Source organism: Paenibacillus sp. FSL R10-2796 (assembly GCF_037965315.1).
Taxonomy (GTDB): Bacteria; Bacillota; Bacilli; order Paenibacillales; family Paenibacillaceae; genus Paenibacillus_AQ; species Paenibacillus_AQ odorifer.
On sequence record NZ_CP150178.1, the window covers coordinates 5,388,061 to 5,403,887 of the forward strand.

Annotated in this window: 10 protein-coding genes; all 10 read right to left on the reverse strand. The window is 40.7% G+C overall.

Annotation, left to right across the window (positions count from 1 at the left end):
* Positions 1-38: 38 nt before the first annotated feature.
* Entirely contained in the window at positions 39-941 is a 903-nt protein-coding gene (locus tag NST58_RS24275; RefSeq protein WP_076191914.1) for a LysR family transcriptional regulator, read from the reverse strand.
* Positions 934-3,387: a glycoside hydrolase family 3 C-terminal domain-containing protein gene (locus NST58_RS24280; protein WP_076304615.1), complete on the reverse strand. Its 2,454-nt coding sequence runs from the start codon at positions 3,385-3,387 to the stop codon at positions 934-936. Before NST58_RS24280 ends, NST58_RS24275 begins: the two co-directional genes overlap by 8 nt.
* Positions 3,388-3,797: 410 nt before the next feature.
* Positions 3,798-6,863: a glycoside hydrolase family 3 N-terminal domain-containing protein gene (locus NST58_RS24285; protein WP_339244456.1), complete on the reverse strand. Its 3,066-nt coding sequence runs from the start codon at positions 6,861-6,863 to the stop codon at positions 3,798-3,800.
* A 32-nt stretch (positions 6,864-6,895) separates the two neighbouring features.
* Positions 6,896-7,468: a hypothetical protein gene (locus NST58_RS24290; RefSeq protein ID WP_076191925.1), complete on the reverse strand. Its 573-nt coding sequence runs from the start codon at positions 7,466-7,468 to the stop codon at positions 6,896-6,898.
* 930 nt (positions 7,469-8,398) lie between these two features.
* Positions 8,399-9,742 (reverse strand): GH1 family beta-glucosidase, encoded by a 1,344-nt coding sequence (locus tag NST58_RS24295; RefSeq protein ID WP_076191928.1) that lies wholly within the window; start codon positions 9,740-9,742, stop codon positions 8,399-8,401.
* 1 nt (position 9,743) lies between these two features.
* Positions 9,744-11,330, reverse strand: coding sequence for a glycoside hydrolase family 43 protein (locus NST58_RS24300; protein ID WP_076191930.1), 1,587 nt, complete (start codon positions 11,328-11,330; stop codon positions 9,744-9,746).
* Positions 11,331-11,373: 43 nt separating this feature from the next.
* The gene (locus tag NST58_RS24305; RefSeq protein ID WP_256716535.1) at positions 11,374-12,132 is read right to left on the reverse strand and encodes a helix-turn-helix domain-containing protein; all 759 of its coding nucleotides are present in this window, start codon (positions 12,130-12,132) and stop codon (positions 11,374-11,376) included.
* 1 nt (position 12,133) lies between these two features.
* Positions 12,134-13,960, reverse strand: a complete 1,827-nt coding sequence (locus NST58_RS24310) for a sensor histidine kinase (protein ID WP_179086287.1) — start codon at positions 13,958-13,960, stop codon at positions 12,134-12,136.
* A gap of 58 nt (positions 13,961-14,018) precedes the next feature.
* A complete protein-coding gene (locus tag NST58_RS24315; protein WP_076191933.1) occupies positions 14,019-14,885 on the reverse strand; it encodes a carbohydrate ABC transporter permease in 867 nt (288 codons plus the stop codon).
* A gap of 1 nt (position 14,886) precedes the next feature.
* On the reverse strand, positions 14,887-15,798 hold the full coding sequence (locus NST58_RS24320) for an ABC transporter permease subunit (protein WP_076191936.1): 912 nt from the start codon (positions 15,796-15,798) through the stop codon (positions 14,887-14,889).
* Positions 15,799-15,827: the final 29 nt, after the last annotated feature.

The window sequence follows — 15,827 nt, forward strand, 5'->3', positions numbered from 1 at the left end:
TTTTAGTTTAAAGCATAAAAAACAGGTCATATGATGTATTACTCCACATCAATATGACCTGTTTTCTCATTAATATAATTTTTAATATAACTAAGAAATAACGAAACTGCTCTAGTCTGAATATCTCTTTTTCTACTGACCAAATAAATATTCTGGGGAATCTTCTCGATTAATCTTATAATTTTTAAATTTTCATTGCTATAGAACTCTTCCATAAGATCTACTGAAATGGCTAGATATCCACTCTCTTCGCAGAGTATGTGAGCAGTAGCAATATTACTAAATTCATGAACAACATGAGGTGTAAACCCATGTTCTAAACATTTATCTATTAAACTGTGCTCTTTCCCTTTTTCCACAGATTTCAAGACAAGTTGTTCATGTTCTAATTCCATTATCGAAATCTCATCTCTTCCTGCCAACCGATGATTTTTGGATACAACCGCTACTACTTCACATAATTGAATTAATTCAATTTCACAATTATCAATTTCCTGCTGTCCCAATACGATCCCGACATCAAACTCCTCTTGAAATATCCGGCCAATTGGATACTCATCCGGGAATTCTCTTAGTCTCATTTGGAATTGTGGATACATATTGGTAAATCCAAACAATATATCTGGTGGAACAGAAGGTGTTGTGGAGAAATTAACCAAGACATTTAAAGTGCTCTTTCCTCCACTCATGATACCAATTTCTTTCTTGATATCATCCATAAGATAACAGAGATGTTTAGCCCGTGCATACAATAACTCTCCGCAATCAGTAGCCTCCATTCCATGGGGACCTCGGAAGAATAACTCTGCTTCTACATCTAATTCTAACAGTTTTATAGTTTTACTTAATCCTTGCGGAGATATAAACAAGTCCTTGGCCGCCGACGTCACGCTTTTCTTCTCATACACTTTAATAAAACATTCTAATGCGTCTTTATTCATATCTCTGCCTACTGCCTATTTCCAGTGTATTGATGCTTTTACGGTATTTTCGCATCTTTCTTCTTTCTTTTATTACATGATTCAATCCTTTAAAGAAATGCCCGTTTGCAATCATTAAAATCCCGTCCAGCATTGGCATATTCACTACACCGCCCGTCATTCTTGCTATTCCTCTGAACGGCATATGATAAATGGACATCATTATTAGATTCGCTGTGTCCCGCTTGCCTATTTTCCTCAAAAACCAATGTGCAAAAACGATTGTATGATAGGCTAATCTTGCAAATCTGCCCTTTGCATACTGACATTGCGCAATCGTATCATTGTAACTAAGCGGTTGTGTCCGGTCCCATGTGGATATAGGCACCTTATCTCCAAGCAAGTACTCAAATTCCTCTAGACCGACATTATTTACTTTTCCAGAATAATACGATGGAAGCTTAACCTTGTTATATGGGATAGGAGCTCCCGTCCCCTCTACCGCAAGGATACCGGTTAGTCTGATATCAGCGCTTGAAGCACCAATGATAATCTCATACTCCGCTTCTTCAATTTCCCATTGATTTGTTGTTACATTAAAATAGCGGAATGTCTTGTCGTCAAATGGAATAGTTATCGTCTTCGTTTGACCCGCATTTATAAAAATCTTAACAAATCCCTTCAACTCCATATTAGGTCTGAATATTGCATCAGATTTACATCGGATATAAAGCTGCGGAATTTCCATTCCGGCAACTCGCCCCGAGTTGGTTAGCTTAAATGTTACTCCCTCCTTAGCAATCTGAATATCCGAGTATTCAAAGGTTGTATAGCTGAGCCCGAATCCAAACGGAAAGAGCACATCAATATTGGCAGTATCATAATAACGATAACCAATAAAAATACTTTCCCTATACTCAACAGTAACCTCTTTACCTGAGAAATGAAGAAGAGAAGGTGTGTCCTCATATTGGAGGGGGAATGTTTCAGCTAATTTGCCTGAAGGATTCACATCACCCGACAAAACTCTAAGAATGGATCGTGCTCCTGCTTGTCCGCCTAAATAACCGTGTACTAATCCTCGTACTTTACCAATCCATGGCATTTCAACTGCAGAACCGCAAGAAAGAATCGCCACAATATTGGGATTAACATTAAATACGGCATCTAACAAATCTATCTGATTCTCAGGAATTTTCATATTCTGCCTGTCAAGTCCCTCTGCTTCAGTAACTTCATCCAGGCCAATATATAGAAGAACAACATCTGCTTTTTCCGCAAGCAGGCATGCGCTTTTTACTTTTTCAATATTTTTCTGTCCGTAGCGTTCAAAGCCAGCTTCAAAACCAATACTGATAATTCCCGATTCTTCAAAACAATTTAATGTATGATCCAGAATGGTAGGATTTACAATAGAGGATCCTGCCCCCTGGTATCGTGCATCTTTGGCAAAATCTCCAATTACCGCAACTTTTTTACCGAATTTCAGCGGTAGTATATTCCCCTCATTTTTTAATAGGACAATAGACTCTTCCGCAGCCTTCTGTGCTACTCTATGATGCCTTTCCACGTCAAAATCAACATGAATCTTCTTATAGGCTTCTTCTGTTGTAAAAATAAGCTCCAGTAATCTGTCTACACATTCATCCAGTACTTCTTCTTTAATTTTTCCGGTATGAATCGCCTGAATAATTTCCCGATCTGTTTCCCCTGCGGTTGTTGGCATTTCCAGCTCATTACCGGCTAGCAGTCCGGCTATGCGATCATTACTGCCGCCCCAATCAGTGACCACCACTCCGTTAAAATCCCATTCCTTCCGCAAAATCTCTTGCATTAAGTGCATGTTTTCATTGGTGTAAGTCCCGTTTAACTTATTATAGGAAGTCATGACGGTTTTAGTTTTGCCTTCTTGCACTGCAATTTCAAATGCAGTCAGATAGATTTCTCTGAGTGTTCTTTCATCAACAATTGTATCAATAGCCATGCGTCTTTCTTCCTGATTGTTAACAGCAAAATGCTTCACACAAGCTGAAATTCCATGTGATTGAACACCTCTAATATAACCAGCAGCCATTTTACCGGCAAGATAAGGATCTTCACTGAAATACTCGAAATTTCTACCACATAGGGGATTTCTCTTCATGTTAACACCAGGTCCCAGAAGCACGTTAACTTTCTGTGCAACAGCCTCTTGCCCAAGATATTCTCCGATTGTCTCCCCCAATTCCACATTCCAGCTATTCGCTACTGTCGCAGCTGTTGGGAAGCAAGTTGCGGGAATCCCTGCATTAAGTCCAAGCTTATCTGATGCTATTGCCTGCTTTCTAATCCCATGCGGACCATCGGCAAGAAACATACTACTGATTCCAAGACGATCAATATTTTGAGTGGTCCAGAAATCTTTCCCTGACATTAGGGAAGCCTTCTCTTCTAAAGTCATTTCCTTAATTAAATCTCTATATTTCATCTTTAATTCCTCTTTTTAGAAGCTTTTAATTCAAATGACATAAAATCAATACTCCCTCTCCCCATAAACTGGAAGTACAATGGATGAGTTCCATCCCATGCTTGCCTGGAATAAGAATGACGATTAGTGTGTCTATGGTAGAGTATATACCACTGATTTTTTATTTCAACTAATCCGCCATGCGTATTTCCAAGATAATTCACACTCCTACGCTTATAGGATTATTACTGGTGGCTTAGCACAATTCATGCATGAAAATTGTAATTTCCTGCAGATATATTACATACTCCTCCTTTCCGGAATTTAATATCCAATCTTAAGCAAAACCTCTCATTAAATATACACAGGCTGCAAATCACCAATGTGAATTACAGCCTGCGCTTTTTATTTATTCTTTTACGTACTTACAGCTACATTAAAAATGCTTTTTGAAGGAGCGGCAGGACAACTATAAAGAATACAATGGCGATAGTAACAATGGCAATACCGAATACTATCCAAAGGATACGTTTTGCCTTTTTGCTCATTCTCTTACGGTTTGCATATTGCTCATCAGTCATTCTTACTTTTTTCACTACTGAAATTATTCCGAATAGAATACCTACAGCCACTAACAAGTCAAATGCATAAAGAATAATTTTGTAAACAGGAGTACCTGCTTTATAGTCAGAACCGTGTTCAAAGCCGTTCATTGCCAGACTATTTACGGTATTATACAACACATTGTGTGCTGCCTCCCTAAGCTCGTATCTGCTCCAATCCTGTTTTGCATCCGAAAGTGTGTTTGCAGCAGTAGCAAGCACTAAATCCATACCTGCAGAGAGCATCATGTCAACAGATCCACCAGTTTGACCGCTTAAGTAGTCCGTTATAGCAACACCCTTGAAGCCCCATTCCCCTCTTAAAACATCTGTAAGAAGGTTATAATGTCCGCTTGTCATTTTCGTCCCAATACGGTTGAGTGCTGTCATAACACCGTGGGCATCCGCTCTCTCTACCGCATACTGGAATGGCTTGAGATAGATTTCCCGGATTGCTTGTTCGTTTGACCAGGTCGCTACATGACCATTAGCAGCACGATTTGTTTCTTGATCATTGAGTGCAAAATGCTTCAGGTATACATAAACTCCCTTAGACTGAACGCCACCAACTTCAGCTACCGCTATTTTCCCTGAAAGAATACCATCTTCTGAGAAGTATTCAAAGTTTCTTCCAGAGAAAGGTGTTCTATGGGTATTAATAGCTGGCGCATACCAACCGCTTGTCTTTGTACTAATACCATCTTCACCGATGAGTTTCCCCATCTGCTCAGCAAGTTCCACATTCCAGGTAGCCGCCAAAACAATTTCAGCCGGGAATGAGAAACTGCTCTCTCCAGAGATAAAGTTAGCAATCCCGGATGGTCCATCGTATTCAAATGTCTTAGGTTTGTTGATACTGAGTATTTCAGATGTACCATAACCACCCTTGCCAAACAAAGAGTGCATTTCAGAAAGTTTCATTTGATTAAGCAGATCATCCCACATCGGATCGTTATAATCCTTACCTCGTAAATCAACTAATTCCAAACCGTTGTCTGTTCCATAGGTATAAGTTGAAGATTCCGGATAACTGTTGCCCTCAGGGACTCCCGAAGCAGCTCGACCCGTCTCCTTCAGAGCAGCTAGTGTATTCTCGTCTGCAGTTATAGTCCCAACAGTACCTGCTGCGTCTGTAACATTAGATACCCCTTGCATGGTTCCGGTAGCATAGGTCAGAGCACCGTTATCCATCATTTTCCAATTACTTCTGGTGAGATAGGTATAATCGCTGATAACACTTTCATCAAATTTATTAGTAATGGTACCGCCAGAGGCGGATTTGTCCAGCTTAGTGAATTCATTCACTGTGTATGTGCCAACCATAGCAGCATCACCAGCTTGTGTCATTCCGTTATCCGTTGTGTATTGTTTGGCAGCAAGAATATTATTCACCCCAGCATGTGCATCAGGAGCTGCTGTAATATGATATTCACCGTCTTCTAGAATATATGTTTTTGCTCCCTTCGCATCATAGGATTCCATTTCTTCTTTGCCAAAGGATATTTCTATGGTTTCGGATTGCCCCGCTTCAATCAGTCCTGTTTTCGCGAATTCAACAAGATTTACAGAGGCCTTTTCGATTCCGTTTTCTTTATCATAATCAGTGTAGGGTGATTGATAATAAATTCCTACAACATCCTTACCTGCAACTTTCCCTGTATTGGTTACTGTTACTTTTACAGTGACATCTTCCCCATTCGGGGTAACACTGTAATCACTCCATTTGAAATCTGTATAGCTCAATCCGTAACCAAACGGATACTTCACAGTAGAATCATAATTATAATCTCCTACATTTTCCGTTCCCATGACAACATCTTCATATCTGGTTTCATAGTATTTATAGCCGACATAAATACCTTCTCCATAGTTCACATAGGAATAATCTGTAAGCTTGCCACTTGCATCAGCGTAACGATAATCACCGAAGTTCTGCATAGCAGGAGAAGAGAAATTATCGTATACATAGGTATCAACCAATCTGCCGGATGGATTGATTTCACCTGATAGAACTTTACCCATTGCATTAATACCGGTAGCACCTGTTCCTGCCACCCAAAGGCAAGCATCAACTCCGAATTCTTCCTGATCCGCAAAACCAAGTTCCATAGCACCGGAACTGTTAATAATAACTACTGTTTTTTCGAAGCCTGCATCTTTAATCGCTTTCAACAGGTCACGTTCGTTCGAATCAAGTTCAAGATAACTCTCGTCGGAAGAGCCTTCATGTCTGGACATCTCTGTAGGTAAGTCACCGCCTTCACCGCCTCCGCGTGAGAAGATAACCACCGCCGCATCTTTATAAGCAGAATAACTGTTTTTTACTTCTTGTGTGAATTCTGCTTGAGGAACTTCATCTACTTTCCACTCACCTTTAGCGGTACCATCACTTGCCGCAGTACCAATGCCGCGCTTATGTCCGGAGTTTGCATAGAAATTTAATAGCGTTTCATTAATTTCAAAACCTGCATCACCGATGGACTTACTCCATGAATTATCCAAAGCTTCACTAACTTCACCGGAACCCGAACCGGACGCTGCCCCGATAGAAGAAGACAGCCCGAACAAACTGATTTTAGAACCGGATTGTAAAGGCAAAACATCATCATTCTTTAATAATACGGTACCTTCCCCAACAATCTGTTCAGCAAGTGTCTGCTGTGCTTTGTGTAATTCATCAGTGGAGCTATATTCACTTTTATAGTACTCTGTGTCCACTTCGGAAGTACCCGAGGAAGTAACACCTTCCCCAACCGTCCCCATAAATTCGCCTAAAGCCTTATCCCAATAAATAGCCACACTATTAAGCGCAACGACTACGCATAAAATAACAATATACACACTAGACCATAGGATCAGATAGGGCTTTTTTTTCATCCTTTTTTTACTTGACACAGAATAATCCTCCTTTTTCTAATTCGCGTGCGTTATTCATCATCAGAGCTAGTTGCTTCAGCAAAAGTAAATGAATCGTTATCGGTATCAACTGTAATTGCTACATCTTTGGCTTCGCTCTCAGCATAGTACGGTGATGAGAAGAATTTCGAAGGTTCAATACTTACACCTTCCGCTTTTTGCACAGTCGCGCCTTCAGAAGCTTTGCCTTCAGAGTTCGTTTTGCCAGCTTCTTTTAGCTGTCCCCAGTCCTCATTGAATTCCACATCAGTCGGTACTTTCAAAGTCACCGCAGTACCGTCGTTCGTGTAGCTACCAGTAAACTTATAAGTCAAAGCAACTTTTGCCGTTTCTCCGCTAACAACTTTGGTGTATTCATAGTTTCCATCCTTGTTCAGAACCAAAGTGTTCTTCTGCGTAGCATTGATAGCAATCAAATATCCGTTACTAGATAAATTCCCTGAAAGTTGCTCAGTCGTATAGTCAATGGAATAAGTACCGGAAATATCTTTACTTCCGCCACCACAGGCTGCAAGTCCTAGAGCCATAGTTGCAACCATCACAATTGCCATAAACCGCGTTTTTAAACCCTTTATATTTTTCATAAAAATCCTCCGTGTTTTTAAATTTTAAGGAACATTTAAACAGATTGTTAACCGCTTACATCATTACCTATCTTTGATTACTGTCTGACAAACATAATTTCTAATGGAAAAAATTGCATCTTATAAATTTTCCCCTTTTTTCATACGAATCAAATTACTCCGTCCGTTATATGCTTCCCTTTATAACATGCTTTCCTCCCTTTCACCATCTCCTGTAATTAATTTCATGTAATGAATCACCTTTAATACATAATCGAATTTAACACACTAGTGCATATATACATATCAACTAAAAGTTTAAGGGTATAGACTTTTAGTTGATATAAGATAAAAACTGTTCAAATGTGGATTTCACAGATGAAAAAGAGCTTATCTATGCTCTATTTCGACATTAGTAGAACCCACCCAATCAAGTTCAGTTTACTTATTGGATTTTTTCAATTGTCTCTGATAAGATAAGCGAAAATAAAGATGCTGCAGAAGTGGCTTATAAAGAAGGGTGCTTAATGAAGAAGAATCCATCGACTCACTTATATTTCCTAGCATGTATCACAGCCATTTTATTATGGAGTGCTTCTTTTATTGCTACAAAGATTGCATATCAAACTTTTGCTCCAATTCAGCTTGGGATAGTTCGTACTGCATACACCTTTATGATATAGTTATTGGATATTCACTAGGTATTCACAATGCTTATATACCCAGTGTTTTAATTTCACTCATTCATTTCTCATTTTTTTACTATCTTTATTACAAATCCAAAAAGCTTTCAAAAAACCTATATGTAAAGAATTTTAAAACTTATTAATTTATAATGTCTATCCTAAAAAATCAATAAAGTTAGTAGTAGAATAGCGCCTCTCCGTTAATGGAGAAGCGCTATTTTTGGGTTTTGTTCCATCGGGGCTTGCTGGCAGTAAGAACCAACAGTTAAGTTTCTAGCCACCCTTTAGCTATTAGTTTTTCGTACCAGTAGAAACTGTCTTTCTTCGTCCTTTCAAGCGTGTTATAATCCACGTGGATCAGCCCAAAACGTTTGCTGTAGCCGGAAGCCCATTCAAAATTATCCATTAGAGACCAAGTAATATATCCCTTTACTTGCACACCGGATTCTATTGCCCGACTGAGTTGAATCAGATGTTTACGCAAGTATTCAATCCGCTTCCCGTCATGAACTCTGCCCAAGGTAGGCTCATCATTGTAGCATGCCCCATTCTCGGTAATATAGATAGGGATGGGTCCGTAACGCTTTGTAATATGTACTAGGACTTTATAGAAGCCGCGTGAATAGATCGGCCAGTTGAAATCGGTACGTTCATAGCCTTCATCAATGTCTTCCATATCAAATAAGCCTTCACCTTTTTTATAGCGTCCGGCCGATCCCATATAATAGTTGATACCGAGAAAATCAATCCGTTGGTTAATTGATTCCATATCACCAGGTTGAATATGCACATGTGCTCCTTTAGCTGCAAAGGCTTGTATCATAAACTCCGGATACTCACCCTTAAGTAGAGGGTCTATGAACCATTCTACCATCCAGCCCACTCTGCGGTAGCAGGCTTCTATATCCTCCTGTCTAGAGCTGAATGGTTCACGCCAGCTGACATTGGGAGCGTACCCGATTTGTCCGGACAAGCCAAGTTGGCGAAACCGCTGAACGCTCTTTCCATGAGCGATCATAATATGGTGGGCAACGTCAATGGCACTCTGCAGATTCTGTTCACCCGGTGCCTGATCTCCTTCGTAGTGAGCTTTAAAGGATACACACCAAGGTTCATTGAAGGTTACCCAGTACTTGATTTTGCCGCTGAATTCCTTGAACATGATTTCGGAGTACCGGACAAAAGCGTCGATAGTATCACGGTTCTTCCAGCCACCCAGATCCTGCAAAGCCTGCGGAAGATCCCAGTGATATAAGGTGCAAAAAGGTTCAATTCCATTCTCAAGCAGATTATCGACCAAGCGGTGATAGTAGTTAAGACCTTTAGCATTTACTTCACCCGTTCCATTCGGCAGAATTCTCGGCCAGGAAATCGAAAATCGGTAGGTCTGGATGCCAAGCTCCTTCATAAGTGCGATATCCTCTTCATATCGATGATAGCTGTCGCAAGCTATATCTCCGTTGTCCCCATCATGCGTATTTCCCGGAATATGTGCGAAAGTATCCCATATAGACAATCCCCGGCCGTCTTCATTAAAGGCTCCTTCAACCTGATAGGCTGCCGTAGCCGCTCCCCAGAGGAAAGAATCGGGGAATTTAATGATTGCCAAATTAATTACCTCCTTCACGTGTGTGTTCGGTATAGCGGAAATAATCGAAATCCGCATGCTTGCCTGTACCACTTAAATCCTGAACGCAGAGACCTATAAAATTGCCTGTAAACCTTATAAATTCTCCACCCTCATCTGAAAGATGCAGAATATTCAACTTCGGACCAATCGGCGTCCATTCTCCATCATTTATAGCGTAATAAAAGCAGGCTTCCCTGCCAAAGATGACGACTTTTAACTTGCAGTATTCGGCTTCCTCGATAGAAATTTCTGCATCCGAAATTTCTTCCCACTTACCTTTTACACAGCGGACAAGCCCAAGGCATTTGCCGAGCACCTCATCACGGCTGATCCGCAAATATACATAGTCTTGAGTGTCGTAGTATAATACCATCCCAGCCATCTGCTGAAAATGATCAGGCTGAAACTCCAGCATAGTCTCCGCTTCACAGTTTATCCCTTGCTGGCGACGGGCAACAAGACTCTGGCGATGCTTCGAATTAAACGATTCTCTTCCACTCAAGCGCAAATATCCAGGACGTTCTGTTAGTGTAAGCCATGTATCATCTGCCGGCAGCCTCAGCGTATTCCAATGGATTCCTAATTTGCTGCTGTTGAAATGATCGGTATCCGGTTCATCAGGAAAAGTATGCTCCGGCAAAGAGAACTCATGAATCATAGAAATCGGAGCGTTACCCCCGCCTTTAATCCGCAGCCAGCCCTCATCATTCCACTCCATTTTTTGAATTGCTGTTTCACGACCAAGGATGCAAAAATCATCAGCTACAGGCCTTCCCACTAAATGTACCATAGCCCATTCTCCTGCTTGAGTTTCCACTATACAGCCATGGCCTGATTTTTGAAGATATAACTCTTTCCGGTTTGAAGAAGTCAAAATGGGGTTTTGCGGGTCTACCTCATAAGGTCCTTCTATACTTTTAGAACGCGCCATCGTTGCGGCATGATCATATTTGGTACCGCCTTCAGCGGTTAACAAATAATAATAACCGTTCTGCTTGTACAAATGGGGTGCTTCAGTGGATCTAATCGGAGTTCCTAAAAAAATATTTTTCCGTTCGCCGATTAGTTTTCGCTGCTGTATGCTATATTCTTGAAGGACGATACCCCCAAATGAATTGTGCTTAGCGCGGTGATCCCATAGCATGTTGACAAGCCATTTCCGTCCATCTTCATCATGGAATAACGACGGGTCGAAACCGCTGCTGTTCAGATAGACAGGTGAGGACCAGGGACCCTCAATAGACTTTGCTGTGACGAGATAGTTATGAGTATCCTTAAACACACCTAATCGGCTCTTTACATCTGTATAAATCAAATAAAAAAGCCCATTATCATATGTCAAACAAGGGGCCCAGATTCCACAGGAGTCGGGATCTCCAACCATATTAAGCTGTGATTCCTCTGTAAGAACATGGGTAAGTAGCCGCCAGTGCTTTAAATCTCTTGAATGGTGAATCTGTACTCCTGGAAACCATTCAAATGTTGAGGTTGCGATATAATAATCTTCACCAACTCTAACAATAGATGGATCCGGATTAAAACCTGATAGTATTGGATTTTCAATCATGAGGACAACTCCTTATACATATGGTATCAGCGTTTAAAAACTTCTAACTATGAATTTTCCTGTATTCAGTTGGCTTGCACCCGGCTGCTCGTTCAAACACTTTGGAAAAATGGGTCGGATCGCTGTAGCCCACCATCTGAGCAATTTCATAAATTTTCAGATCGGTTTCGGTCAGCAACTCCTTCGTCCGCTCCATCCGGACTTGCGTCAAATATTCGAGATAATTCTGTCCCGTTTTTTCTTTGAAGAGTTGGCTTAAATAATTCAGGTTCAGATAGAACCGGTTAGATAAATCTGCAAGGCTTATATTATTGTTAAAGTTATCGGCAACGTACTGTTTAATCTCAGTAATAATATCCTTTTTTGAAAAAGAATCCTTAGCCGGTGGCTGATACTTAGCGAGCAATTCACCGTGAACGCGTTCTTCTTCAATTTCCTTGATAATTTGATTCGTACAGTCTTGAAGTTCCTCTTCCTCAATAGGCTTATTCAAATAATATCGTACGCCCAGATACATCCCTTTACGCGCATACTCAAATTCAGCATACCCGCTAAGGATAATGAACTTGCAGGCTACACTTTCCTTCTTAAGCTTCTCTATCATCTCTAGTCCGTCTACATGCAACATTCGGATATCTGTAATTACAATTTGGGGCTGTAAGCGACGCACAAGCTCATACCCTTCGTCTCCATCGTAAGCACAGCCGATAACTTCACATTGTGGTAGATAACGTCGTATTATGACCTTTAACCCATCAATAATCCCTTTTTCATCATCCACCAAAACCATAGTATAGTTCAACTCAGTTCCCCCTTGATGAATCTTGAAGTGGGATTCGCATTTCAACAACTGTTCCTGCCTCTTCATCGGAACGTACTCTTAGAACATAAGTATCTCCATACTGTAGTCTGATACGTTCTGCAATATTGTAAAGACCAATTCCACCTTCACCATTTCCATCATCGGTATTTTGATACATTCCGCCCAAATCAGATAAACACAGAAGTTCATTAATCTCAAACGCCTTTTCGGCGGTCATGGAATACCCGTCATCCGTGATTCGAATCAAGACATCTCCAGTCTCTGTGATCTCCTCTTCGATTGTAATATGCAGTTGACTATCATAATTATGAAAGCCGTGTTTAATACTATTCTCAATGATTGGCTGAAAAACAAGTGGAATGATGGGAGTCCCTAGCACTCTATCGCTTAAGCGAACATCAAGCACAAACCGGTTATCGTAACGGATATTCTGCAGAAATAAAAAATTCGCAGCGTATTCTACCTCATGTTTTACCAGATTGTATTCACGCTGTTTGCCTAGAGAATGTCTGAACATACGGGCTAAAATTTTTATCATTTCGGCGATGTCGTCTTGTTCTTTGACCACGGCTTTCATCCGGATTGATTCAAGAGTGTTGTAAAGCATATGCGGATTAATCTGTGCCTGAAGGGCGAGAAACTGTGCCTGCTTGCGCTTTAACCCTGCGAGGTAGACATCCTCGATAAGCTCCTTGATTTTTATAATCATTTTGTTATAGCTTTTGACCAGATTACTGATCTCATCATTAGCCACTGGAGCCTGAATAAGCGACGTATAATTTCCAATCTCCACCTGCTTCATACTGCGCCTCAGGTTTAATACAGGTTTGGTGATCTTATAGCTGAACAGTATTGAAAGCAGTGCAATGAAAAACAGGAACACTATGATCGACCATATTGTCACATGTTTTATATTATTAATTGTGGCCAGAAGATTTTTTAGTGGAATCTCTGTATTAATCCGCAGTCGTCCGTCATACGCATCTTTTGACAACACAATATTGTCCTGCCCGCTCCTAGAAAGATCAGCAAAGTACTTGTCGTCAATAATGTCCTTCCATGCTTTCTTCCCAGTGGCACCGTCAGAATGATATATTAACTCGCCTTCATCATTAGTGATAATCATCTTGATGTTATAACGGTTGCCAAGCATTAGGAAATCCTCATTCAGATTAATCAGATGGACAGGGTCCATATCAAGTAAAATCATCCCGGCATAGGACCCGTTATAATTACGGAGTATCCTTCCGACCGTAAATGTGGCATCTCCTTTTGAATTTCCGTAATAACTTTTATCATGTATAGGGGTAATAAACAATGCTGTTTCGGATCCCCGAATGTGTTTATACCAGACTTGCTCCACCAACCGATCTGTATTCACCTTATCGGGAGCTTTGGTATAATCATAAATTTTCCCATCTGCACTAATCAGCATCACTGTTTCAATCTCTGGATATTCCATAGACATCTGTCCAAAATATCCTGAAATCACCTTTTGGGTCTCAATCGAATCTTCCATTGTTAACTGACTGCGGTTATTCATAATACCCATAATATCCGTTTCCTGAAGTACCGAACGAGTTATCCTATTGGACTTGTCTACGAAATCATTCAGGTTCGTGGTCGCCTGTGAAATGTACATTGAAGCAAATTCCTTGGATGCTTGCTCCACACTTTTTGCGGATAAATGGTAGATAGTAAAACTGATTACGATAATCGGAATGATGGAAGCCACGAAATAGCTGAACATCAGCTTGTTCCGTAGCTTCATTTCACCAATCCGTCGGCGTATCGCGCTAATTATCATGCTGTCTCCCGCTTTCATATTAGAATGAACAGTAGGGCGACAGCGCACGAGTTACAACTTATCCTTTTACGGAACCCAGCATTGCACCCTTAGTGAAGTACTTCTGTAAATAAGGGTAAATCATTAAGATCGGGACAATTGCAAACACAATGGTAACTGCACGAAGCGTTCTGGCACTGTAGTTCAGTTGTGACATATTACCCACTATTTGCAGTTCGTTGTCACTTGTAATAAACTGTCTTATTTTTATCTGCAGTGGATACCAGTCCGGATTCTGGATGAACATTAGCGGATGCTGGAATTGATTCCAAAGCGTCACCGCATAGAATAATCCAAGTGTGGCAAGTACGGCTTTGGACAACGGAAGCACAATGTTGAATAATAACCGGAAGTATCCCGCCCCTTCAACAACAGCAGCCTCCTCAAGCTCATGAGGGAATTCCTGAAAAAAAGTCCGCATTATAATCAGGTTATACGCAGTAAGTATATGCGGAATAACAAGAACTAACGGATTATCATACAGACCAATATTTTTCATCGTCAAAAAGTATGGAATTAGCGGAGCCTTAAATACCATGGTTATAACTGCGGCGACCATGACAACCTTTCCTATCGTAAACTCTTTTTTAGTGAGTGGATAGGCCATTAGCGCGGTGATCAATAAGCTTAGAACGGTCCCAACAATTGTCGCAACTGCCGTAACCCCGAATGATCTCCACAGATCTGGCCGGTCAAGTACGTATTTCCATGAGTCCAGTGTAAACCCTTTCGGCCAAATCGTCACCTGGTTCAGTTCTACCGGAACCCTTGAACTGAATGAAACGGACAAAACTGAAATTAGGGGAATCAGAGCAATTCCCGATAATATAATTAGAAAAGCAACGATGCATTTTTGAATGACTTTTTCACTAAAGGACATTGACATATTACCACAACCCCCCGCCCGTAACTTTTTTTGAAATTCGGTTGAAAACATAAACAAGTACAAATCCAATAATGGCCTGGAACAGACCGACTGCTGTAGCAAAGCTGTAACGGGCTTCCTGAATACCCGACCGATATACGTAAGTATCAATAATATCTCCAACGGAATACGTCATTGGTGTAAGCAAAGTGAACACTTGATCGAAACCTAAATCAAGGAAACTTCCAAGATTAATCAAGAAAAGTACTAATGCGGTTGGTAGTAGAAGAGGTAATGTAATATGCCGGACCTGTTTCATTTTAGAAGCCCCGTCAATAGTGGCTGACTCGTAGATCTGGGGATCCATAGAACTGATAGCCGCCAAATAGATTATTGTTCCCCAGCCAGCCTCCCGCCATATAGAAGTGAATACATAGATCCAACGGAAATAACGTTCATCCTGCATAATCAGGTTCGGTCCATAACCAAACCAATCGCGTACCGTATTAAATATCCCATTTAATGAAAACATGTCGAAGGCAATACCGGCGATAATTACCCATGATAAAAAATGCGGGATATAAAGTGCAGTTTGAATCCCTTTTTTCAGCAGTACTGCCCGGACTTCATTAATCATAAGAGCCAGTATAAGCGGTACCGGGAATATGACAACGACTTTTAAAAAGCCGAGAATCAGCGTATTCGCAAAAATACGATAAAAATCAGGAGAATCAAACAAAATCTTAAAATGCTTGAAACCAACCCAAGGACTGTTAGCTATCCCTTTAAATAAGGAATAATCTTGAAAAGCGATAATAGATCCTCCAAGAGGAATATAGCGTAGTACAATGAAAAAAACCAACCCAGGCAAAGCCATGAGATACAACGGCCAGCATTTTCGCGCATGCTGATAAAATCGACCAGTAGCTTGCATATGGATTCTCCACTCCATCCTGTTTATTT

Bases quoted from the DNA above. Each gene is read 5' to 3' on its own strand.
- NST58_RS24315 (WP_076191933.1), bottom strand. From the start codon at position 14,885: ATGTCAATGTCCTTTAGTGAAAAAGTCATTCAAAAATGCATCGTTGCT.
- NST58_RS24280 (WP_076304615.1), bottom strand. From the start codon at position 3,387: ATGAAATATAGAGATTTAATTAAGGAAATGACTTTAGAAGAGAAGGCT.
- NST58_RS24310 (WP_179086287.1), bottom strand. From the start codon at position 13,960: ATGATAATTAGCGCGATACGCCGACGGATTGGTGAAATGAAGCTACGG.
- NST58_RS24320 (WP_076191936.1), bottom strand. From the start codon at position 15,798: ATGCAAGCTACTGGTCGATTTTATCAGCATGCGCGAAAATGCTGGCCG.
- NST58_RS24290 (WP_076191925.1), bottom strand. From the start codon at position 7,468: ATGAAAAATATAAAGGGTTTAAAAACGCGGTTTATGGCAATTGTGATG.
- NST58_RS24275 (WP_076191914.1), bottom strand. From the start codon at position 941: ATGAATAAAGACGCATTAGAATGTTTTATTAAAGTGTATGAGAAGAAA.
- NST58_RS24300 (WP_076191930.1), bottom strand. From the start codon at position 11,330: ATGATTGAAAATCCAATACTATCAGGTTTTAATCCGGATCCATCTATT.